A 22,645-nucleotide genomic window follows, 5' to 3' on the forward strand; every position below is an offset into this window, starting at 1 on the left:
TTCAACCGAAGTATGGCCAAAAACAAAGGGCTGGCGCCCAGCGGCCCAGCCCTTGTTCGATGGCATGTGAGCGCTCAGCGTGGTGCCAGACTCAGCTCGGCATGCGGTGTCCAGTCCTTGTCCTCGCCAAAACCCTCGGTCTTGGCATTGCCCAGAAAGAGCCGCTCCAGCTTGACGCCCTTGCTGGCCAGGTAGTCGCGCACGGTCACACCCCGGGCCAGTGCCAGCTCGCGCATGGCATTGTCGGGCACGCTGATGCTGGTCAGCAGCAGGGTTTCCATCTCGGCCACGGGGATGTCGCTGGCCATGCCGACCAGGTTGCGCGGCTTCTGGATATCGGCACGTTTGTACACATCCTTGAGCAAGGCCGGGTACTCGGCAGCGCTCACGGCCTGCACGTCCTCGGGCTTGCCGCCAGCGCGCACCGTAACACGGCGCTTTTGGGCCAGCACCAGGTCATCGATGCGTGCCTTGCGCCAGCCGTCCTTCTCACGCTCCAGGTCGGCCTGGCCGGCAACGGTCAGTTGCAGCGCCGGGCGGTCTTCCAGCGCCTTGGCCACCTTGTCCAGGCTTTGCTTGCTGTCCGCATCCAACACCGCACTGCCCGGGGCGAAAGCGACATGGCTGGCCTCGCCGCCGCCACCAAAGGCACCTGAGAGCAGCGCAAACGGCGAAGTCACCGCCTTCATGATCAGGTTGCCGATGACCTTGAAGATGATCGGCGCCAGACGGAACTGCGGATCGTTGAGCGAGCCGCTGATGGGCAGGTCCAGGTCGATGACGCCATTGCGATCAGCCAGCAAGGCCACGGCGAGCTTGACCGGCAGGCTTGCCGGCGCGCCCGGCACCGCATCGCCAAAGGTCAGCTGGTTCAGCACCAGCTTGTTGCTGGCCGTCAGCAGGCCCTCGGGCGTGACGTCGTACTGCACATCTACACTCATCTTGCCGCGCTCGATGCCATGGCCGGCGTACTTGATGCTGTAGGGTGTCAGCGGCGACAGCTCCAGATCGCGCACCTTGCCATGGATATTGAGCGCCAGCGGCTTGACCAGCGGATTGAGTTTGCCGGTGATCTCCAGCGACGCCGTGCCCTCGGCCTTGCCGCGCAGCTCCAGCTCGGCCAGTTGCAACTGGCCGCCGGTCGGCTCGGACGAGAAGGCGCCCATGCGCCCGGCCAGCTCGGACAGGTCGGCCGAGTAGTTGGGCCGCACAAACTGGTCACTGAACTTGACGGTGCCGCCGGCCAGGGTGATCGGGCCCATGTCGATGATCGGCCCCGTGGCCGGATCGGGGCTCGCTGGCGTGGCCGGTGGGGTTACCGCCGCGCCCCCCGATGCTTCGACCACCACGCCGTCAGCCGGAGCTGCCGCATCGGCAAGGTCCGCACCCCGGTTGCTGCCCAGGTCCTGCAGATTGAGCTTGCCGTTCTCCTGAACCACGAGGCGGGCGTAAAAGTCGGTCAATGCCGTCTCGCCGACCTGTACCTTCATGCGCTGGCCGGGCACCATGTCCACGGCCAGGGCACGCAGGCTCAGCAGCTTCCAGTTCAGCAGGTCATCGCCTGCGCCCATCAGCCCCATACCCAACGTACCCGCTCCCCGGCTGGCCGCAGGTGCAGCCGCCTTGCGGACGGTCTCGCTGGCGCGCTTGCCATCGTCATCGCTGGCGTCCTCGCTACGGGCTGGTACCACGGCGGCCACCAGGGGGCGCACGCGCACATCGTCCATGCCAGCATCGCCCTTCAGATGCAGCACCGGCCCCTTGTCCGATTGGCTGAAATCCACCGTACCCCGGAAATTGGCATCCGCCCGCACCAGGCGCACAGGCAGCATGGCTTGCGCATAAGGCACAAAGGCATGGACTGGCAACTGGCTCACATTCAGGCGCCCGGCTGCCGACAAAGGCGCCAGGCCCAGGCTACCGTCATAGGCGATGCGGCCCGGTTCGGAGCGGCCACTGCCGACCCGGCCAGAGAACTTGAGCGGCGAGGGCTTGGCCTTGGTCGCCAGCGGGGCATAGTCGCGCAGTTCCAGATCCCAGCCCGTCAGGCGAAAGGTGACCTTGCGGGCCGTGGATTCATCTTGAAACGCCAGTTGGGCGCCCTTGATGGCCACCAAGTCCAGTTGCACATCCCAGGGTTTGCTGGCTGCCGGAGCTGATGCCGGCTTGCGATCATCGGCTTTGCGGGCCCGCGATGCCACCAGCCAGTCTTCAAACATCATGCGGCCATCCTTGGCCCGCGAGACGCCCAGCACCGGTTCGACCAGTTGCACCGAACCCAGCTTGACATGCTGGGTTGCGGTATCCAGCACGGCATCCTTGACCAGCAACTGGCGCAGCTCCAGCAGGTTGTTCTTGCCCTTGAGGCCAATAGCCGGGCCATGGGGCGGCGCGCAGTTGGCCGTGCTATTGCACTGCAGGGCCACATCGGACACGCGCATCTGCGCCAGCGCCACCTTGAGGGCGGCGCCCTCGCGGCTCAGGTGCATTTCGCTGTCGATCGTGCCCAGCAGGCCGGGCTCGATCACCCCGGTCAAATAAGAGGCGCCCAGCTGCAGCGGCAGGCCCGTGGTACGCACATCCACCTCAGCCATCTGGTCCGTCGCCTTGCCCGAGAACACCAGGCGGCCGGTAGACGGCACGCCCTGCGCACCTGAGAGCCCCGACGAACCCTCAAAACTGAAGGGCTCCTTGAAGGGCCAGGCAATGTGCTGGGCCTCCATATGGAAGTCATCCAGCTGCACGCGCGCTGGCAGCGGCACGCTTTCATCGACCCACACGCCTTTGAGGCGGCTGAGCTTGAGCGCATCGATCTGCACCGACCAACTGGGTTGGTCAGCGCTGGCTTTGCCAGCAGATGCGCCAGATTCGGCTGCGACCGCCTGGGGCTCGGCCTTTTCGGCATGGGCGTCAATGCTTGCAGCGTCCGAAGTGGCGACGGAGCTGGCAGGCTCCGCCTCTTCCGTGGCAGCGGCAGCATCTCCCCTCCCGGGCAGCGCCTGGCCCTGGGCATCGAGCAGGCTCAGCTTGCCATTCTTGCCGCGCTTGAGCGACAGCTGTGCGCCATCCAGCGCCAGCTGGGCAATATGCACTTGCCCCAACAACGGCTGCACATCGGCCAGTTGCACATCCAGCCGCTCCCAGCCCAGCAGCTCGCCATGGGCAGCGTCCAATACCTGCACACCGCTGGCGTGCACCTCGCCGCTCAGGCGCACCTGTGTTTTTTCCTGCTGCTCAAAGGCGAGCGCCAGGTCAGCATTGAGCACACCAGCGGCCAGCTTGACGGGCAGCGACGCCGGGATATAGGCCAGATAGGGCTTGAGGTCGAGGTCCTTGATCGCAAATTTGGCCTCGGCCTTGCGGTCGTCGGCAAAAGGCGTGGCCTCGGCATGGCTCGCAAACTGGCTGCCATTGAGCACAAAGGCCAGCTGGGGCAGCACCTTGATCTCGCGCTTGGACTCCAGATTGCTCAGAAAAGGAATACCCAGCTGCAGATCCTTGAGCTCATGCGTCTGGCGCACGGTGTCGTCGCGGAAGGCGAGCTGCCCGTCTTTGAGCTCGATGTTGTAGAGCGCAAAGTGCGCCGTCTTGCCGTTGTCGGGCTGGGGCTGGGGCTGGGGGCTGCGGAGCTTTTGCAGCACATCGTCAAAATCGAACTGACCGGGCGCCGTTTGCGCCACATGCACTACGGGTTTGACGACCTGGATGGCATCAAGCACCGGTGCCAGCCGGAAAACGGACTGGATATCGGCATCCACATAGATGCGCTCGACCGCCAGCATGGCGGGGCTGCCGGGCTGGGGGCCTGCGATCTGCAGGTCGCGCACCGTCAGCTCCAGCGACCAGGGTTTGAACTCCACCGCGCCGATATGCACCGCTCGCCCCAGTTTTTCCGTGCCCAGCTTCTCACCCTGGGTGCGCAACAGCCAGGGCAGCAACAGCCACGACAATGCCCACAGCAGCAACAGCGCCAGCAGGCACCAGCCCAGCCGGCGCAACCAGCGCATCGCGACGAGCTTTTTCTTGTTTGTTTCTTGCGTTTCGCTCACGGCGTTGATCCTTACTCTGAGTCAGCACGGCCCGCCACCCAGCATTGGTGACGGACCCCAAAGCCATTGTGCCCAAATATGCAGGTGCAGCGGCGCTGGCCTAGCACACAAAACCCGCATTGGTGGCTGGTTCACAATCGTTCAAAGCTTAAGAGCTTCTATGGAAATTGCACACCTCTATATATATATAGAGGATGAACCCAGTTTCCATGGCGGAAGCCCTCTGGGCACAGTGTCTAGACAAGGCCGCGCGCAACGACCCACACGACCATGACGCTCCTATCCAACAGCAGGCCCGGCATCTGCCATCCGTGCGCATCAAGAATGAACCAGCTTTTCAAACCACGGCACACCCAGCGACCCCAACGGCCTGCGAAAACACAACGCCAAAACCTGCCTTTTTGCATCTTTTCTACTTATACCCAGGTATAAACCCCAAAAACCCGGAGGAACGACAGGTTATTGACCCTTTTATCCTGGTTTTTATACAGTTTTTTGGAAATTTGATGTGAAGTTGGCGTGCGTTCAGATGACCGCCTGATGACGCAAGCACCTTTGCCCAAATCAGGCCAGGGTTTTGCGCAAGTCGCGAGGGTTCTTGGACGGCCTTCGCACGCAGCGTTCTGGTGTCAGTTGTCACTGCTGAAACACACTTGAGGCAGTTGAACAGGTCAAAAAAAGAGCATCCAGGCCGCGCAGCATTTGAAAAAGATTGACTTTTTGCAGCATCCTTTATATCAATCAATGCATTAGAAACATTAAATACAAGCTATTGAGACTATAAAAAGCAGTTCCAACGAGGGCAACCATCCGGCGCCATTTCTGCCTGGCCTTGGAGCGGAATGAACAGGGACTGTTGCAGACCGGATGGGGTGCTGGACGGGCCCGCTATACACGTTTTTTTATTACTTTTTTTTCTAATTTCCACATTCAATAGTGTTGACTGGGTATTAAGCAAGCTTCTAGAATTCAGCCCATTGCATTGATTGCTGATTTTTTAGTCAACACCCTCCCGGTGTTTTGATCGTAGCCCCTGACACGCAAGAGCGTGCATGAAACGACAAGGGCCGTCTGCTGCGCAGATGGCCTGCCGGTGGCCACACAGGACAGTGTGGCCCCACCCTGCCAGACCCCAGCCCGGTGCACAACCACCGGGCTATTGGAGGTGGTGGGACTTTGAAAGGAAAAATCCCTATGACGGCTCCCGCGCAAGTGGATGCCGGTGTGCGCTCGTTGAGCGCCACCATCAGCCGTGGTCTGATGACCATGGCACACAACAGTTTTGCTTTGATTGGTCTGGTGGTGGCGTTCTGCGCCCTCACCCTGGTGTCGCGTGATGACCTGCGCCATGCTGGCGAGGCGCAATTGCGCAGCTGGCTGCAGGCCCGCACGCATGCCCCGGTGGACGACCTGGCAGTGGCCGATGCCGATGCATCTGCGAGCGACGATGCCGCCATGGTGGCTGCCGTTGACCGTGCCACCGCCAGCAACCCCCAGCAATTGCCCCGCAACCAGGCCAATGTGGCCTATTGGTTGGCCAAGAAATACCGCGTAGCGCCTGAGCCGCTGGCCGTGCTCGTCTCTGAAGCCTACCTGGTTGGCAAAGAAACCAAGCTCGACCCCACCTTGATCCTGGCGATCATGGCGGTCGAATCCAGCTTCAACCCCTTTGCCCAAAGCTCGGTAGGTGCGCAAGGCCTGATGCAGGTGATGACCAAGATCCACACCGACAAGTACGAGCACTTCGGCGGCCACTTTGCGGCCTTTGACCCGGTGACCAACCTGCGCGTGGGCGTCAAGGTGCTGCAGGAATGCATCCAGCGCGCCGGTTCCCTCGAAGGCGGCCTCAAATACTATGTGGGCGCTGCCAACCTGCCGACCGACGGTGGCTATGCCGCCAAGGTGATGGCCGAGCACTTCCGCATCAAGCAAGTGGCCGAAGGCCGCAGCAGCACACCCAAGGCCCCTGTGGCGCCTGCCGCCAAGCCTTCGCTGTCGGCCCAGGCGGATACGCCCGCCGCAGCCGGTACCGTGGTTGACAAGGCCAAGGCTGCCAGCAACAGCGCCGCTGCGGGCAACGCTTCTGAAACCGTGGCCCTGGCCGACAAGCAGGCTGCGCTGCCTGCCGCCGCCAAGGCCGAGGGCACCGCCGTGGCCATGGGGTCCTGATCAGCCCCATCGCGTTCTCACTCTTCAAGCACAAGCACCCTCCTGGGTGCTTTTGTTTTTGCGGGCCTGACAAGCTGTTTTTATCCTGCCTCAGCGATAAACCCATTGCCCCAGGCCGGTGCAGCCTCGGCTACACTAGCCGGGTACGCGACTGGCGATAGACATCTGTATGACCGGATTGTTGACGTGGAATGCAGGCCCGGCCTGCAGCAACCACCGGGGAGCGTACCGTGCAGTGCCAGGGCGGGCCCACCGTCCCCCGCACCCGCCACGTGTTAGCCGTGCGCCTGGGCAGCCCCTGTTTCCGCCAACCACGCTGTTGGCAGGCAGGGCTCACTTCTGACTCCAACGACCGCCATGTACCAACGCAACATCCTTGTCGAACAGACCGACGCAGAACTCTTTGCGGCCATCCAGGCCGAAAACCAACGCCAAGAGCAGCACATCGAGCTGATCGCCAGCGAGAACTACGCCTCCCCCGCCGTGATGTGGGCCCAGGGCACCCAGTTGACCAACAAGTACGCCGAAGGCTACCCAGGCAAGCGCTACTACGGCGGTTGCGAATTTGTCGACATCGCCGAGCAACTGGCCATCGACCGCGTCAAGCAGCTGTTTGGCGCTGAAGCGGCCAACGTGCAGCCCCATTGCGGCGCCTCCGCCAACGAAGCAGTGTTCCTGGCTTTCCTGAAGCCCGGCGACACCATCATGGGCATGAGCCTGGCCGAAGGCGGTCACCTGACCCATGGCATGCCCCTGAACATCTCCGGCAAGTGGTTCAACGTCGTCTCCTACGGCCTGAACGCCAAGGAAGAGCTGGACTACGATGCCATGGAAAAGAAGGCGCACGAGACCAAGCCCAAGCTGATCATCGCCGGTGCATCGGCCTACTCGCTGGAAATCGACTTCGCCCGCTTTGCCAAGGTGGCCAAGGACGTGGGCGCGATCTTCATGGTGGACATGGCCCACTATGCCGGTCTGATCGCCGCAGGCGAGTACCCCAACCCCGTGCCCCACGCTGATGTGGTGACAACCACCACCCACAAGAGCCTGCGTGGCCCACGTGGCGGCGTCATCCTGATGAAGGCCGAGCACGAAAAGGCCATCAACTCGGCCGTGTTCCCCGGCCTGCAAGGCGGCCCGCTGATGCACGTGATCGCGGCCAAGGCTGTGGCCTTCAAGGAAGCGCTGACGCCCGAGTTCAAGACCTACGCCCAGCAAGTCAAGACCAACGCCCGCATCGTGGCCGAGACCCTGACCGAGCGCGGCCTGCGCATCATCTCCGGTGGCACGCAAAGCCATGTGATGCTGGTGGACCTGCGTGCCAAGGGCATCACCGGCAAGGAAGCCGAAGCCGTGCTGGGCGCTGCCCACATGACGATCAACAAGAACTCCATCCCCAACGACCCGGAAAAGCCAATGGTCACCAGCGGCATCCGTATCGGTACGCCTGCGATGACCACCCGTGGTTTCAAGGACGAAGAAGCGCGCCTGACCGCCAACCTGATCGCCGATGTGCTGGACAACCCCCGTGACGAGGCCAACATCGCCGCCGTGCGCGAAAAGGTCAACGCCCTGACCGCACGCTTCCCCGTCTACCGTTGATCTGACCAGCGCCCGCGCCTATGAAATGCCCCTTCTGCAGCCATCCCGATACCCAGGTGGTGGAGACCCGTGTTGCAGAAGACGGCGGCTTTGTACGGCGCAGGCGCCAGTGCGGCCATTGCGAAAAGCGCTTCACCACCTATGAGCGCCCCGAAGTCAGCCTGCCGGTGATCGTCAAGAAGGACGGCCGGCGCATCGACTACGACCGCAGCAAGCTGCGCGGCTCCTTCAGCCTGGCGCTGCGCAAGCGCCCTGTTCCGATTGACAAGGTGGACCTGGCGCTCGAGCATGTCGAAGACAAGCTGCGCACCTTGGGCGCGCGCGAGGTGCAGACCCATCTGATCGGCGAGCTGGTCATGGCCGAGCTGCAAAAGCTCGACAAGGTGGCCTACATCCGCTACGCCAGCGTGTACCGCAGCTTTGAGGACATTGACCAGTTCAAGTCCATCGTCGACGAGGTGACCACCCCGCCGCCGGCTGCCAAAAAAGACGGCGCCCGTAAAAAGGACTGAGCCAACAAAAAATGCGAACCCCAGGGTTCGCATTTTTGTTTGGGGGCCGGCCGCAGAGCCAGCCCGGGCTGCGCCCCGTCAGTCTTGCGGCGCCTCGGCGGCAATCGGGCCCACGGCCTGCACCACATCGCTGTTCTGGGCACGGTGGCGCAGTGCATGGTCCATCAGCACCATGGCCAGCAAGGCCTCGGCAATCGGTGCGGCACGGATGCCCACGCAGGGGTCGTGCCGGCCCTTGGTGATGACCTCGGTGCTGTTGCCTTCGGTGTCGATGGACTCGCGCGGGCTGATGATGGAGCTGGTCGGCTTGATGGCGATGCGGATCTCGATGTCCTGACCGGTGCTGATACCGCCCAGAATGCCGCCGGCATTGTTGCTGCGAAAGCCCTGGGGGCTGAGCGAATCACCGTGCGTGGTGCCACGCTGTCCCACGCTGTCAAAACCGGCGCCAATCTCCACCGCCTTGACGGCATTGAGGCCCATCATCGCGTAGGCGATGTCGGCATCGAGCTTGTCATACAGCGGCTCGCCCAGGCCGACCGGCACGCCGCTGGCCTGCACGCGGATCAGCGCGCCGCAGGAATCGCCGGCCTTGCGCAGCGCATCCATATAGTCTTCATAGCGGCTGACATCGGCCACCGGTGCAAAAAACGGGTTGTTGGGCACATGCGCCCAGTCCTCGAACGGCAGGGCCACCTCGCCCACCTGCAGCATGCAGGCGCGGAATTCGGTGCCGAACTTCTCTTTCAGCCACTTCTTGGCTACGGCACCAGCTGCCACGGTGGGCGCCGTCAGCCGGGCCGAGGAGCGGCCACCACCACGCGGGTCGCGGATGCCGTACTTGTGCCAGTAGGCATAGTCGGCATGGCCGGGGCGAAAGCTCTGCGCAATGTTGGAGTAGTCCTTGCTGCGCTGGTCGGTATTGCGGATCAGCAGCGCAATCGGCGTGCCTGTGGTCTTGCCCTCGTAAACGCCCGAGAGAATCTCCACGCTGTCGGGCTCATTGCGCTGGGTGACAAATTTGCTGGTGCCGGGGCGGCGGCGGTCCAGGTCCAGCTGAATGTCTGCCTCGCTCAACGCCATGCCCGGTGGGCAGCCGTCAATCACGCAGCCAATCGCCGGGCCATGGGATTCGCCAAAGTTGGTAACAGTAAATAAGGTGCCGAAGGTATTGCCGCTCATAGCCCGCCATTATCACTGATGCCAGTGCCCCGCACAGCCCCGCAGGGCTCACCAGCCGGGCTGGTCACCTCCGGGCGGCTGGCCGGCATGGGGCCAGCTGCTGGGCAGGCCTTGCAGCACCGCACTGTGGCGCACCGCGCGCAGGCGGCCAAAACCGGTGTCCATCGTTTCCAGATAGGCCGCTGGCGGCACGCTGGCGGGTGCCGGCGCAGCCGATACCAGCCGCTGCCCCATGGACTGCAGCCACTGCGCCACCCGCGCCAGCGATACCTGCACATGCCAGCTGCCGCCTTGCGTCACCTGGCGGTACAAGGCCGCCTGGATGCCAAAGGCCAGCAAAAATCCCGCGCTGTAATCCAGAATCTGCAGTGGCAGCGCCCGCAGCCCCCCACTGCCAAAAGCCTCGCCCTCGGCCCAGTTGATGCCGCAGACGGTCTGCACCAGCGAATCAAAGCCACGCCGGTCGGCCCAGGGTCCGCTGCGCCCATAGGCAGACAAGCTGGCATACACGATACCGGGCCGCAGCCGGGCCACAGACTGCGGCTCCAGCCCCAACGCATCCAGCGCGCCGGGCCGGTAGGCCTGCAGCAGCACATGGGCCTGGTCCAGCAGCGTAGCCATCTTTTGCTGGCCTGCCGGGGTTTTCAGGTCCAGCAAGGCCGAGCGCTTGCCCCGGCTCATATCGGCAATGGCCTCGATGTTGGGCAGGCCTGGCACATTGAGCATCAGCACATCGGCCCCTTGCGCTGCCAGGCTGCGGGCGGCCACGGGCCCGGCCAGAATGCGGGTCAGGTCCAGCACATGCAGGCCATTCAGCGGCCGGTGCTGGGCCGGCGCCGGCCAATCGCGGGCGGCGGCGGGCTGGTCGCTGTCCAGCTGTGTGATGGCGACCAAGGGCTGCGCTGCCACTGCCGCACTTTGGGGGTGGCCCTGCCAGGCCTGCGGGCTGCGGGCGGCTGCGACCACCAGTCCGAGTTCGGCAGCGCGCGCCTCCACCGTCTGCGCTGTCCAGCCTTTGAGCGCATCCGCCACTGCCTGGCGCGGGGTCGCCTCGCCCGTGGGCAGGCCCAGCAGCCGCAGCACGCCATCACGGTGGTGCGCAAAATTGGCATGGATGCGCAGCCAGCCCGGCTCGCCCACATCGGCGCCACAGGCATACAGGCCCGAAATGGGAGCCCACAGGTTGGGCTGCTCACCGTCTACCGTGAAATAGCCACTGCATTCGGCCAGCACATGGCCCACATCCACGTTGACCCGGGGCATGGGCTGCTGCTGGCGGCGCTGGTCGATCAAGGCGCTGGCCAGGCCGCTGGCAGCCACTGCAGCTGGGGCTGCCACATCCAGGCAAAAACTGGAAGGGTAGGCAGCGCCATCACCGCTGAGTGCCAAAGCGCCCGGCTCTAAGGCCTGCGGTGGCAGGCCCGCTTGCTGCCACAGCGTGTGCACGCTGGCCTGGATGGCGGCATACAGCGGCTGCTGCGCCAGAGGGTGGCTGGTGGCGGTGTTGTGGTCAGCGGTTGGCAAGGCGTTCTCCTGGTGGACACATGGCCGCCATTGCATACCTCGCGCCCGCTCGGGTCAATCTTGATTGGGCCAGTACATATAAGGGGCCCTCTGCAAAACGCCCTGCCGTGGTCTGAACGCGGACTCGGGCGATCCACGTCCATGCCATTCGGCGAGGGTCTTGCAAAGGATCCCTAGTTACGCCGCACTGCAGTAGCATGGCCCATGGTCCCCGCATACCCCGCCCCCACCCCGCCTGCCGACGACGACAGCCCTTGGCTCACCAGCCAGCAGGCCGCCGCGATGCTGGGCGTGCAGCGCGCCAGCCTCTATGCCTATGTGAGCCGGGGACTCCTGCGGGCGCACAGCCAACCGGGCACGCGCGGGCATGTCTACGCCCGTATCGATGTGCAGCGCCTGGCGCGCCAGCGGCAAGCGGTACGCAACCCCGCGCAGCTGGCCCGCTCCACGCTGGATTGGGGCGCACCGGTGCTGCGCTCGGCCATCACCCAGGTCAGCCAGGGCCAGCTGTATTACCGGGGCCGCAATGCGCTGCAATGGGCGCAGCATGCCAGCCTGGAGGACACGGCTGCGCTGCTGCTGGACCAGCCCATCACGGCAGACGCCCACAGCGCCCACAGGGCAAGCAGCACCGCAGCCATCCCACATCCCCGCCCGCCCGAGCAGGCACTGCGCGCCTGGCACAGTCTGCCCGCCAACGAACCCCACCTGGACCAACCCGGCTGGCCCCGGCCGTTGCTGCAGCAAATGCTGGAGGTACTGACGGGGCTGCCCTCTACCGATCAAGCCCAGCCCCTGGCCGGACCGCTTATCCACCAGCAGCTCGCAGCCCTTTGGCAAGTGGATGCAGCGGGCGAAGACACCCTGCGCCAGGCCTTGGTGCTTTGCGCCGACCATGAGCTCAATGCCTCCAGCTTTGCGGCCCGGGTGGTGGCCTCCACAGGCGCCAGCCTGCATGCCAGCCTCGGCGCCGGCCTGGCGGCACTCAGCGGCCCGCTGCACGGCGGGATGACGGCGGTGATCGACCAGCATTGGGATGCCTGGCATGCGGCGCCGCAGGCCGACGGCACGCTGCCGCGCTCACTCGCACAGTTGCTGGCCGACACCCGCATCAACGGCAGCCCCCATTACTGCGCAGGCTTTGGCCACCCGCTCTACCCGGCCGGCGACCCGCGCAGCGAGCGCCTGCTCAGCCTGCTGCCTGCCGATGCGGCCCGCAGCGCCTTGCTGGCCAGCGTCCACCGCCACACCGGCCTGCACCCCAGTCTGGACTATGCGCTGGTCGCCATCCAGCGCAGCCTGGGCCTGCCAGCGGGTGCCGCCTTTGTGCTGTTTGCGCTGGGCCGTACGGCAGGCTGGCTGGCCCATGCGCTGGAGCAGCGCGACAGCGGCCAGCTGATCCGCCCCCGCGCGCAGTATGTGGGCTTGCCGGCTGAAACCACTTCCCAGCCTCAAGCCGCTGCCGCCACCGACAACGCCGTCGGCAACATCCCCGGGCGGATCATCCGTTTCTGACCAGTATCCAAGCCCAGGCGCAAAAAAGCGGCCTCGCGGGCCGCCCGTGTTGCGGGTGTTGATCAAAGCCGGCGCACCGCATGCTGCGCCGGCGGTGCATCAGGAATCCGTCTCGCCTTCCACCGGCCAGTCGCGGATATAAGCCTTGAGCATCTTGTTCTCGAAGTTCTGGCTGTCGACGACGGCCTTGGCCACGTCATAGAAGCTGATCACCCCCATCAGCATCTTCTTGTCCATCACCGGCATGTAGCGCGCATGGCGGTCCAGCATCATGCGGCGCACCTCGTCCATGTCGGTCTCCATCGTGCAGGTCAAAGGTGCGTCATCCATCACGCTGCGCACAAGGATGCTGCCGGCGGTACCGCCGTTGTTGACGATGGCGACGATCACCTCGCGGAACGTCAACATGCCCACGACGTCGCCGTGCTCCATCACCACCAGCGAGCCAATGTCCTTCTCTGCCATGGTCTGGATCGCGTCGCCCAGAGGGTCATTGACGCTGGCCGTGTAGAGGGTGTTGCCTTTGAGGCGGAGGATATCGCTGACTTTCATGGGTGTCTCCTTGTACCGTTCTCCGATGCGGGTGGGACCCGCCTGCATGCAAACGCATCGGCGACAGGCCTGCCAGTCCGGGTCTGCTAAATATAGCCGACAATGCCCGTCCAGAACGACAACATCGCGGAGATACGCCATGCCCGGTTATACCGATCCCGGCTTTGACACCCTGAGTCTGCACGCCGGCGCCCAGCCGGACCCGGCCACCGGCGCCCGTGCCGTCCCGATCCACCTGACCACCTCCTTCGTCTTCGAGTCGAGCGACCATGCGGCGAGTCTCTTCAATCTGGAGCGGCCCGGCCATGTCTACAGCCGCATCAGCAACCCTACCAACGCCGTGCTGGAGCAGCGCGTTTCCGCACTGGAAGGGGGCGTAGGTGCCATCGCGGTGGCCAGCGGCCAGGCCGCGTTGCACCTGTCGATCGCGACCTTGATGGGCGCAGGCAGCCATATCGTCGCCAGTACCGCGCTCTACGGTGGCAGCCAGAACCTGCTGCACTACACGCTGGCCCGCTTTGGCATCGAGACGACCTTTGTCAAACCCGGCGATATCGACGGCTGGCGCGCTGCGGTGCGGCCCAACACCAAGCTGTTCTTTGGCGAGACCGTCGGCAACCCCGGCCTCGATGTGCTGGACATTCCCACCGTCTCGGCCATCGCCCATGAGGCCGGCGTGCCCTTGCTGGTCGACTCCACCTTGACCTCGCCCTGGCTGATCAAGCCCTTTGACCATGGCGCCGACATCGTCTACCACTCGGCCACCAAGTTTCTCTCCGGCCACGGCACCGTCATCGGCGGCATCGTGGTCGATGGCGGCAGCTTTGACTGGGAAAAATCCGGCCGCTTCCCCGAGCTGACCGAGCCCTATGACGGCTTTCACAACATGGTGTTCAGCGAGGAATCAACGACCGGCGCCTTCTTGCTGCGCGCACGGCGCGAAGGCCTGCGCGACTTTGGTGCCTGCATGAGCCCGCACAGCGCCTGGCTGATTCTGCAAGGCATCGAAACCTTGCCGCTGCGCATGGAGCGCCATATGCGCAACACCGAAAAGGTGGTGCAGTTCCTGGCCAGCCACCCCATGGTCAGCCGCGTGGGCCACCCCATGCTGGAGAGCCACCCCTCCCACGTGCTGGCGCAAAAGCTGCTGCCGCGCGGCGCGGGTTCGGTGTTCAGCTTTGACATTGCCGGCAACCGCAACCAGGGCAAGAAGTTCATCGAGACGCTCAAGGTCTTCAGCCACCTGGCCAATGTCGGCGACTGCCGCTCGCTGGTCATCCACCCGGCCAGCACCACCCACTTTCGCATGCACGACGATGCGCTGGCGCAGGCGGGCATCAGCCAGGGCACGATCCGCCTGTCTATCGGCCTGGAAGACGCCGACGACCTGATCGACGACCTCAAGCGCGCGCTCAAGGCCGCAGAGAAGGCCGCATGATGAAAATCCGTGTCTTTGCACTGCAGGATTCCGAAGCCGTTGTGCAGCTGTGGCATGACTGCGGCCTCTACCGCCCCTGGAACGATCCGCACAAGGACATTGCGCGCAAGCTGAGCGTCTCGCCCGAGCTGTTCTGGGTCGGTGTCGATGAACAGGGCGAGGTGATGGCCAGCATCATGGTCGGCTATGACGGCCACCGGGGCTGGATCAACTACCTGGCCGTGCACCCCAAGCACCAGCGCCAGGGCCATGCGCGCCAGCTGATGCAGCGCGCTGAGGCCGAGCTGACGGCGCTGGGCTGCCCCAAGCTCAACCTGCAGGTGCGCGCCGGCAACGAGGCCGTTATCGCCTTCTATGAAAGCCTGGGTTATGGCGACGACCAGACCGTGAGCCTGGGCAAGCGTTTGATTCCAGACCTCTAGACGATTGGAATACCGACATGCAAATCCAAGTTCAAGGTGCCGACCTGTATGCCTACACCGGCGGCAAGGCGCTCAATGCACACCAGCCCACTGCCATCTTCATCCACGGCGTGCTGTGTGACCACAGCGTCTGGGCGCTGCAAAGCCGCTACCTGGCCAACCATGGCTGGAACGTGCTGGCCATCGACCTGCCGGGGCACTGCAGGAGCGGTGGCGCGGCGCCGCAGAGTGTGGAGCAGGCCGCCGACACCATCGCCCAGCTGCTCGATGCCGCCGGGCTGGAGCGCGCCGCCCTCATCGGCCACAGCTGGGGCAGCCTGATTGCGATGGAGGCGGCCGCACGCCTGGGCGAACGCATCAGCCACCTGGTGCTGGTCGGCACTGCCGATCCGATGAAGGTCGCGCCCGCCTTGCTGGAGCAAGCGCTGAACGCCACCCACCAGGCCATTGGCATGGTGCAGACCTTCTCGCGCGCGACCTTGGCCCCCCCTTCGGGTGCCGGCAGCTGGGTGTTTGGCGCTGGCATGGCGCTGGCCCGCCGCGTGCAGGCCAGCAACAGCGATACCAACCTGCTGCACACCGGTTTTGTCGCCTGCGACAGCTACCGCAACGGCCAGGCTGCCATGGCCGCGCTGGCCTGCCCGGTACTGTTCGTGCTGGGCGAGCAAGACCAGATGACCCCGGCCCGCGCCGCACGCAGCCTGGTGGACGCCGCCAAGGCTGCCGGCAAGCAGGTGCAGGTCGAGATGGTGCCCTGCGGCCACAACCAGATGACCGAGTCGCCCGACGCCACCTTGTTTGCCATTCACCACTTTCTCCAGACGCAGCCCGCCAAAGCCTCAGCCCCTGCGTGAGAGGCTGTTGCAGCGCAGCAGGTAGGCCTATCAGCTTTGCTATTGCAATATTGCTTTAATTTTTGTAGCAGTAGATCACGCATGTATCTGGCGTAAGCAGGCGTAAGCCTCTCTAAAAAATGCCGCAATCTAGGCGGCAAATGCGTTAGCCTATCCACTAGGCCGATGGAGGCCCAGACAGCTGCATCTGAGAAGCTGCAGACCGGATACATACGACTTATGCAATACAAGGCCCTTCCCTGTTTGCTGCAACACTGCCAGTCGCAACCCTGGCATTTGTTGCGGCCGCGCGTGGACATGGACCTGGAGCGATGGGCAGAGACCTGGGCAGACCAGTTGTCGAGCCTGCATGAATTCTCCAGCCATGGCTACTATGGTCTGGACGTGCAGGATCTGGACGCTGACAGCCAACGCGCTGCGCGCGCCGGCTGGTGCCGCGCAGCACTGCAATCGCTGGCACTGTTGGATCTGGCCTACAGCCGTGGTTTGCCGCCGCGTGCGATGGAAAGCCTGTTCGAGCATGTGCTGCACTGGTGCAACGAATACGCCATCTTCATGCGCAGCGATGCGGCAGTGCCGGCGCAGGGCCGGCAACCGATCAACCCCGCCTCCAACAGCTACCCGGCCGCCGTGCAACTGCTGGCACTGCCTGTGCTGCTGGAGCGCCAGGAACTCATCCCCGGCATCGTCGAGCGGCTGCTGGGCAACCGCTGCGATTGCCTGCTCGACTACCTGAGCGCCGTCGCCTGCGAAAAAGACGAGGCCTCCGCCCAGGTGTTCTGCCCCAAGCCCTATGCCGATCTGATGGCTTTCTTTGAGCAATCCGAGCTGGGCACCGAGCCCTTGCAAGCCTATCTGGACGAGAACTACAGCCGCCAGCTGCACCCGGCGCTGGCCGCCATTGGCCGGCTGATTGGTATGGGCGACCACCATCCCCGCTGGGCCTGGGAAGTGGCCGCCCTGGTGGTGCTGTATGAGCTGGACGACAGCCCGTTGACGGCCTACACCTGCTACCCCGCCGATATGGTGGCGCTGGCCCGCCAGCGTCTGGCGTTCAATGAGGCCAGCTTCGCCGCGCACTGAGCGGCTTCAGCGATCTCGGCGGATGGCCATCAGGTAGGCCGCCGGATGGGCAGCCCCTTTCAGCGATCAAACTGCGCTCAAGCCTTGGCTGCGTCCGCCTGCACCGTATCAGCCAACGCGGGTTCCAACTCCTGCGCTACTGCTTCCACCTCTTCCGCCGGCATCTCCTCCGCCAACCACTGGCGCCGCTCCAGCAGCGCAATCAGCGCGATCTGGTCCAGGCCGCTGTGCCACCACAGCGGCTCGGTGGCCTCGTTGCGGTCCAACATCAGCGCAGAGACCAATGGGGCAGCCAGCGTCTGCGCGGGCTCGATCAGCAGCACATAGCGCATGTCATGCTGGCTCTCGGGGGCACCCGTACTGGTGCGGCGCTCATCCACATCGACGACGGCGCCCACCCAGTCCAGCTGGCACAGCACATCGAGCGCGCGGTGCAGCTGCACATCCTCCACCTGCAGGCGGGTGGCAAGCTGGTGCAGGTACAGGCCCTTCTCCGGCTGGTAGCGCATCAGGTTGAGGGCGCGCAGGCATTCCAGCGCCAGCTGAAAATCCCAGCTCTGTGCCAGCGGCAGGCGCGCCACGCCGGCCAGCAGGCTGGGCAGGTAGGCGGCCACCACAGCCCCTAGCAGCACAATCACCCAGGCCACATAGATCCAGATCAGCAAGATCGGCAAAGTGGCAAAGGTGCCGTAGATGGTGGAATAGGTCGGCACATGCACGAGGTACAGGGTCAGCACCTTCTTGGCCACCTCGATGCCCAGGGCCACGAACAGGCCGCCGGCCAGCGCATCGCGCCAGCGCACATGGGTGTTGGGCACATAGCGGTACATCGCAGTCACGCCCGATGCCAGCAACACAAACTCCAGCGAATCAAAGGCCAGGCGGATCAGGTACGGCAGCTCGCCAAAGGCGCTGCGCGATGCCGCAACCACCGACGAGGTCAGCACCAGGCTGGATGCCAGCACCAGCGGGCCCAGCGACATGGCCGCCCAGTAGATCAGCACCCGCTGGCCCAGCGGTCGCAGCTGGCGCACGCGCCAGATATTGTTCAGGGTGCGGTCCATCGTCAGGATCAGCGCCAGCGCCGTCACCAGCAAAAAGCTCAGCCCCGCCAGGCCCAAGCGGCTGGCCTTGGACGCAAACTGCGTGATATAGCCCAGCACCTGGCTGGCAATGGTGCTGGGGATCAGGCTCTCGATCAGCCAGCGCTGCAGCTGCGCCTCGACCGTCGCAAACATCGGGAAGGCGGTGAGCAAGGCCAGCGCCACCGTGAAAAAGGGCACCAGTGCCAGCATGGTGGTAAAGGTCAGGCTGCTGGCCGTCAGGCCCAGGCGGTCCTCACCAAAGCGCGTGCGCAAGGTATTGACGGTATTGCGCCAGGGAAACGCTGCAAATTGCTGCCACCACAGCGCCCACCCCTGGCGCGGATGCACCTGCAAAGTTGCCGCGTTTTTCTCATCACTTACGTACATACCGATATGATGCCATTTCCATGCCTGCATCTACCCCTGAAACCGCCGCAAATCTGCCTGATTTGGTAACGCCTGCCGCTGCGGGCGCGGCTGCGCAGTATTCGCGCTGGCTGGCCGTTGCGGCCTTGTTGGGGTTGATATTGCTCTGCCTGGCCTGGGAGCTGTGGCTGGCCCCGTTGCGGCCCGGCGGCTCCTGGCTGGTGCTCAAGGCCTTGCCGCTGTGCCTTCCGCTGGCCGGCCTGCTCAAGCACCGCATGTATACCTACCGCTGGCTGAGCCTTCTGGTCTGGCTGTATTTTGTCGAAGGCGTGGTGCGCGCCTGGGGCGACGCAGCGCCCAGCCGCTGGTGCGCGCTGGCCGAAGTCGCCCTGTGTCTGCTGCTGTTTGCCGCCTGCGTGCTGCATATCCGGGGCCGCCAGCGCGCCGTGGCCCCGGCCTCCAAGCCGGTCGCTGCCGCCTCCTAGATTCTTTTTCTTTTCATTTGCTGAGACATCCAATGACCGACCTGATTGCGAGCTTGCGCCAGATTGTGGGCGATGCCCATGTGCTTACCGATGGCGACCTGACAGCCTACGAACAGGACTGGCGCCGCCGCGTCCACGGCAAAGCGCTGGCGGTGGTGCGCCCCGCCACGACCGAGCAAGTGGCGGCCGTCGTCAAGGCCTGCGCGGCCAACGGCACCTCCATCGTGCCCCAGGGCGGCAACACCGGCCTGGTCGTGGGCTCCACGCCTGACACCTCGGGCCAGCAAGTGGTGCTGAACCTGGGCCGAATGCAGGCCATCCGCGCGATCGACAAGGACAACCTCACCGTCACGGTCGAAGCCGGCTGCATTCTGCAAACCCTGCAGGAGCGCTGCGAAAGCCAGGGCTACCTGTTCCCGCTGTCGCTGGCAGCCGAAGGCAGCTGCACCATCGGCGGCAACCTGGGCACCAATGCCGGCGGCACCCAGGTCGTGCGCTATGGCAATACGCGTGAACTCTGCCTGGGTCTGGAAGTGGTCAATGCCCAGGGCGAGATCTGGAACGGCCTCAAGGGCCTGCGCAAGGACAACACCGGCTATGACCTGCGCAACCTCTTCATCGGCAGCGAAGGCACCCTGGGGGTGATCACCGCCGCGACGATGAAGATCTACCCGATGCCCGCCAGCCAGCTCACCGCCTGGGCGGCGATGCCCTCGTTCGATGCCGCCGTGCGCCTGCTGGCACTGGCGCACCAGTACCTGGGCGCAGGCCTGACCGGCTTTGAGGTGATGAACCGCTTTGCGCTGACGCTGGTGGACAAGCACATGCCCCAGCTGCGCGTGCCCTTTATCGACAACCCCGCCTTCCCCTACGCCGTGGTGCTGGAAAACTCCGACAGCGAATCGGAAGAACATGCCCGCAGTCGCTTTGAGGCGCTGATGGAAGCCGCATTCGAGCAGGAAATCGTCTTGGACGCCGTCGTGGCCGAGAACCTGGGCCAGGCCCACAACCTCTGGCATATCCGCGAAAGCATTCCACTCGCTCAGGTCGAGGAAGGCCTCAACATCAAGCACGACATCTCGGTGCCCATCTCGCGCATCCCCGAGTTTGTCGAGCATGCCACGCAGGTGCTCAACGACAAGGTGCCGGGCATGCGCCTGGTCAATTTCGGCCACCTGGGCGATGGCAATCTGCACTTCAATGTGCAGGCCCCCGAGGGCGTCGACGCCAAGCAGTTCCTCGATGAGCGCGAGCACGAGGTCAACCACATCGTCTATGACGCAGTCGCCGCCTTTGGCGGCTCCATCTCGGCCGAGCACGGCATCGGCACGCTCAAGGTCGATACCTTGCCGCAGTACCAGTCGCCGGTGGCCTTGTCGATGATGCGTGCGGTCAAAGCCGCGCTCGATCCGCAGAACATCATGAACCCGCATGCGATGGTCACACGCGGTTAAATAAGCTGCGCACAACCCAACAGGGCGGCCCTCGATGAGGTGCCGCCCTGTTTTTTGCGCATCAAAGGATCAGGACGCCGGCGTGCCCACCGCGTTGCTGATCATCTGGTTCACATCCTTGGGCCAGGAGAAGGCCGCGCCCGGGTCCTGCACCACGCGCGGCTGGCCGTTCTGCAGCCACCAGATGCGCATGGTGTTGCTCTTGGCATCCAGCGCCACGGCGGCGGCATTCTGGCCGCCGTCGTGCTGGCGGTTGCCGGTGATGTAGTAGACGGAGCCCTGCTTGCTCAGCGGCCCGGTCACCTGCAGGTTCTGCATGAAGGCTGCACGGTGCTCACCCAGCAAATGCTGCATGCGCGCAGCCATCACGCCCTGCTGCAGGAAAGCGGCATCGTGCGGATACTGTCCCACCTGGGCCTGCAGCTGGTTCCAGGCCTGTTGGCCGTTGGGGTCCACGCCTGCGGGCGTCGTCTGGCAGCCGGCCAGTGCCAGCGCCGCAGCAGCGCCCAGGGCCAGGCCCCATTTCTTCGTCATCGTCCACATAGTTAGCTGTCCTTGTTGCGTTTGCAGCGCCCTCTCCTGCGCCCGGCAAACTGTCGATGTCCCGGCGCCCACCGGCTTGGGCCACGGCGGCGTGCCGCCGGCTCCGGTGGGCCCGGGCGCCAAAGCCGACACCCTACACCAATTTTTGCGTGGCAATGGCCATCGCAGGTATCTCCCACAGGCGCTTATCCTTACGGCCTACGCAAGCAAGGCGACCGTCGTACAGTACGTCCTTTGGGCCTTGCCACCTGCCCCGTCGCCTTTGCGCGCATGCTCCGCGCCGGGCCAGGCGCCCTCCACCGGGCGGCGGTGCGTCCAGGCCCCCCGAACAGCCCCAGAAGAACATGAAGCAATACCTCCAACTCGTCCAGAACATCCTGGACCAAGGCTCCTGGCAGTCCAACCGCACAGGCATCCGCACGCTCAGCATGCCCGGCGCCATGCTCAAGTTTGATCTGCAGCAAGGTTTCCCGGCCGTCACCACCAAGAAGCTGGCCTTCAAATCCGCCATCGGCGAGATGGTGGGTTTTCTGCGCGCCGCGCGCAGCGCCGCCGATTTCCGCGCACTGGGCTGCAAGGTCTGGGACCAGAACGCCAATGAAAACCAGGCCTGGCTGGCCAACCCCTACCGCCTGGAGGCCGACGACCTGGGCCCCGTCTACGGCGTGCAATGGCGCCAATGGCCGGCCTACAAGCTCATCGACCAGGCCCAGCCCCAAGGCGCCGCCCAGGTGGCCGATGCACTGGCCAAGGGCTACACCCAGATCGGCGAAGTGGCCGAAGACGGCAAGCGCCAGATCGTGCTCTACAAGGCCATCGACCAGCTGCGCCAGTGCCTGGACACCATCATGACCGACCCAGGCAGCCGCCGCATCCTCTTCCACGGCTGGAACTGGGCCCAGCTCGAAGAAATGGCACTGCCACCTTGCCACCTGCTCTACCAGTTCCTCGTCGACCAGAGCAAGCGCGAGATCTCGCTGTGCCTGTACATCCGCAGCAATGATGTCGGCCTGGGCACCCCCTTCAACCTGACCGAAGGCGCCGCGCTGCTGCACCTGATGGGGCGCCTGAGTGGCTACACGCCGCGCTGGTTCACCTACTTCATCGGTGATGCCCACATCTACGAGAACCACCTGGACATGTTGCAGGAGCAGCTCAAGCGCGAACCCTTTGAATCCCCCAAGCTGGTGCTGTCCGACCGCATCCCCGACTATGCGGTGACCGGCCAGTACGAACCTGAATGGCTGGAGAAGGTCGAGCCTTCGGACTTCTGGCTGGAAGGCTACCAGCACCATGCGCCGCTGACGGCGCCTATGGCCGTATAAACAGAAACGCCCGCTATCGCGGGCGTTTGCTTAGGTGGGAGCCACAGGGCCTTCAGCCCCCGCAGCGCGCCTTCAGTTCTTCAAACGACGCCCGCTTTTGCTTGCGGATTGGCAGCGGCAGCGCGATCGACTCGGCTTCGATCTGCATGCTTTTCATGCGCTCCGGGTCGGGGCAATCGGCAGGCCGGGGCTCGGGGGCATCCGCGGGTGCTGCTGCCGGTGCTGTGGATGGCGGTGGGTTATCCGCCGGGCGGCTGGTAACCGGGCGGTCATGCTCGCGCGGGTTGATGCCCTGGCTGGAGGGCGTCACGGTGATCGCCTCCGCCTTTTGCCCGGCAGCGCAGGGCTCGTCCTGGAAGCTGGTGCGGCCCTGGGCATCGACGCATTTGTTGATGGCCCAGGCCGGTGCGCTCAAGCAGCACGCTGCCGCAAGCAATCCGGCAGCAAAGGTGGGGCGGGCATGGGGCATGGGGCAGTCCAGACAA

At 64.5% G+C, this 22,645-nt stretch carries 19 protein-coding genes and 1 riboswitch; of the genes, 12 read left to right on the forward strand and 7 right to left on the reverse strand.

What is annotated here, in order from left to right:
* Positions 1–74: 74 nt before the first annotated feature.
* Positions 75–4,049, reverse strand: coding sequence for a DUF748 domain-containing protein (locus tag LPW39_RS02695; protein ID WP_230771109.1), 3,975 nt, complete (start codon positions 4,047–4,049; stop codon positions 75–77).
* A gap of 209 nt (positions 4,050–4,258) precedes the next feature.
* On the opposite strand from LPW39_RS02695, the gene LPW39_RS02700 reads away from it, so the two are divergent.
* From LPW39_RS02700 to nrdR, 4 genes are all read left to right on the forward strand, one after another.
* The gene (locus LPW39_RS02700) at positions 4,259–4,561 is read left to right on the forward strand and encodes a hypothetical protein (RefSeq protein WP_230771111.1); all 303 of its coding nucleotides are present in this window, start codon (positions 4,259–4,261) and stop codon (positions 4,559–4,561) included.
* A gap of 682 nt (positions 4,562–5,243) precedes the next feature.
* Positions 5,244–6,218: a lytic transglycosylase domain-containing protein gene (locus tag LPW39_RS02705; protein ID WP_230771112.1), complete on the forward strand. Its 975-nt coding sequence runs from the start codon at positions 5,244–5,246 to the stop codon at positions 6,216–6,218.
* 137 nt (positions 6,219–6,355) lie between these two features.
* A riboswitch (ZMP/ZTP riboswitch) is annotated at positions 6,356–6,518 on the forward strand.
* Positions 6,519–6,575: 57 nt separating this feature from the next.
* A complete protein-coding gene (glyA, locus tag LPW39_RS02710) occupies positions 6,576–7,820 on the forward strand; it encodes a serine hydroxymethyltransferase (RefSeq protein ID WP_133855611.1) in 1,245 nt (414 codons plus the stop codon).
* A 20-nt stretch (positions 7,821–7,840) separates the two neighbouring features.
* On the forward strand, positions 7,841–8,332 hold the full coding sequence (gene nrdR, locus LPW39_RS02715; RefSeq protein WP_230771114.1) for a transcriptional regulator NrdR: 492 nt from the start codon (positions 7,841–7,843) through the stop codon (positions 8,330–8,332).
* A gap of 78 nt (positions 8,333–8,410) precedes the next feature.
* Here the strand turns inward: nrdR and aroC are convergent, their stop codons facing one another.
* The gene (aroC, locus tag LPW39_RS02720) at positions 8,411–9,514 is read right to left on the reverse strand and encodes a chorismate synthase (RefSeq protein WP_230771115.1); all 1,104 of its coding nucleotides are present in this window, start codon (positions 9,512–9,514) and stop codon (positions 8,411–8,413) included.
* 48 nt (positions 9,515–9,562) lie between these two features.
* Entirely contained in the window at positions 9,563–11,038 is a 1,476-nt protein-coding gene (locus tag LPW39_RS02725) for a CoA transferase (protein WP_230771116.1), read from the reverse strand.
* Between the two features lie 204 nt (positions 11,039–11,242).
* Here LPW39_RS02725 and LPW39_RS02730 point away from each other — a divergent pair, with 204 nt between their 5' ends.
* A complete protein-coding gene (locus tag LPW39_RS02730) occupies positions 11,243–12,553 on the forward strand; it encodes a citrate synthase family protein (protein ID WP_230771118.1) in 1,311 nt (436 codons plus the stop codon).
* A 99-nt stretch (positions 12,554–12,652) separates the two neighbouring features.
* On the opposite strand, the gene LPW39_RS02735 is transcribed toward LPW39_RS02730, so the two are convergent.
* Positions 12,653–13,105: a CBS domain-containing protein gene (locus LPW39_RS02735; protein ID WP_230771119.1), complete on the reverse strand. Its 453-nt coding sequence runs from the start codon at positions 13,103–13,105 to the stop codon at positions 12,653–12,655.
* Between the two features lie 139 nt (positions 13,106–13,244).
* Here LPW39_RS02735 and LPW39_RS02740 point away from each other — a divergent pair, with 139 nt between their 5' ends.
* The 4 genes from LPW39_RS02740 (at position 13,245) to LPW39_RS02755 (ending at position 16,902) form a co-directional block, all read left to right on the forward strand.
* Positions 13,245–14,543, forward strand: coding sequence for an O-acetylhomoserine aminocarboxypropyltransferase (locus tag LPW39_RS02740; RefSeq protein WP_230771121.1), 1,299 nt, complete (start codon positions 13,245–13,247; stop codon positions 14,541–14,543).
* Positions 14,543–14,965, forward strand: coding sequence for a GNAT family acetyltransferase (locus LPW39_RS02745; protein ID WP_230772870.1), 423 nt, complete (start codon positions 14,543–14,545; stop codon positions 14,963–14,965). The genes LPW39_RS02740 and LPW39_RS02745 overlap by 1 nt, the downstream gene beginning before the upstream one ends.
* Positions 14,966–14,982: 17 nt before the next feature.
* Complete coding sequence (locus LPW39_RS02750) at positions 14,983–15,819, forward strand: alpha/beta fold hydrolase (RefSeq protein ID WP_230771123.1); 837 nt, start codon at positions 14,983–14,985, stop codon at positions 15,817–15,819.
* Between the two features lie 297 nt (positions 15,820–16,116).
* Positions 16,117–16,902 carry a PoNe immunity protein domain-containing protein gene (locus tag LPW39_RS02755; protein WP_230771125.1) on the forward strand — a complete coding sequence of 262 codons (786 nt, stop codon included), beginning with the start codon at positions 16,117–16,119 and terminating at the stop codon, positions 16,900–16,902.
* Positions 16,903–16,979: 77 nt separating this feature from the next.
* Here LPW39_RS02755 and LPW39_RS02760 read toward each other — a convergent pair whose 3' ends face one another.
* Positions 16,980–18,374: a YihY family inner membrane protein gene (locus tag LPW39_RS02760; RefSeq protein ID WP_230771127.1), complete on the reverse strand. Its 1,395-nt coding sequence runs from the start codon at positions 18,372–18,374 to the stop codon at positions 16,980–16,982.
* 20 nt (positions 18,375–18,394) lie between these two features.
* Between LPW39_RS02760 and LPW39_RS02765 the strand changes: the two genes are divergently transcribed.
* Complete coding sequence (locus tag LPW39_RS02765; protein ID WP_230771128.1) at positions 18,395–18,838, forward strand: DUF2069 domain-containing protein; 444 nt, start codon at positions 18,395–18,397, stop codon at positions 18,836–18,838.
* Between the two features lie 32 nt (positions 18,839–18,870).
* Positions 18,871–20,292 (forward strand): FAD-binding oxidoreductase, encoded by a 1,422-nt coding sequence (locus tag LPW39_RS02770; RefSeq protein ID WP_230771130.1) that lies wholly within the window; start codon positions 18,871–18,873, stop codon positions 20,290–20,292.
* Between the two features lie 69 nt (positions 20,293–20,361).
* On the opposite strand, the gene LPW39_RS02775 is transcribed toward LPW39_RS02770, so the two are convergent.
* Positions 20,362–20,835, reverse strand: coding sequence for a hypothetical protein (locus tag LPW39_RS02775; protein WP_230771132.1), 474 nt, complete (start codon positions 20,833–20,835; stop codon positions 20,362–20,364).
* A gap of 344 nt (positions 20,836–21,179) precedes the next feature.
* On the opposite strand from LPW39_RS02775, the gene LPW39_RS02780 reads away from it, so the two are divergent.
* Positions 21,180–22,160, forward strand: a complete 981-nt coding sequence (locus LPW39_RS02780; RefSeq protein WP_230771134.1) for a thymidylate synthase — start codon at positions 21,180–21,182, stop codon at positions 22,158–22,160.
* 52 nt (positions 22,161–22,212) lie between these two features.
* Here the strand turns inward: LPW39_RS02780 and LPW39_RS02785 are convergent, their stop codons facing one another.
* Positions 22,213–22,629 carry a DUF4124 domain-containing protein gene (locus tag LPW39_RS02785; protein ID WP_230771136.1) on the reverse strand — a complete coding sequence of 139 codons (417 nt, stop codon included), beginning with the start codon at positions 22,627–22,629 and terminating at the stop codon, positions 22,213–22,215.
* Positions 22,630–22,645 lie beyond the last annotated feature (16 nt).

The sequence above is a fragment of the Comamonas koreensis genome, assembly GCF_021026195.1.
Taxonomy (GTDB): Bacteria; Pseudomonadota; Gammaproteobacteria; order Burkholderiales; family Burkholderiaceae_C; genus Comamonas; species Comamonas koreensis.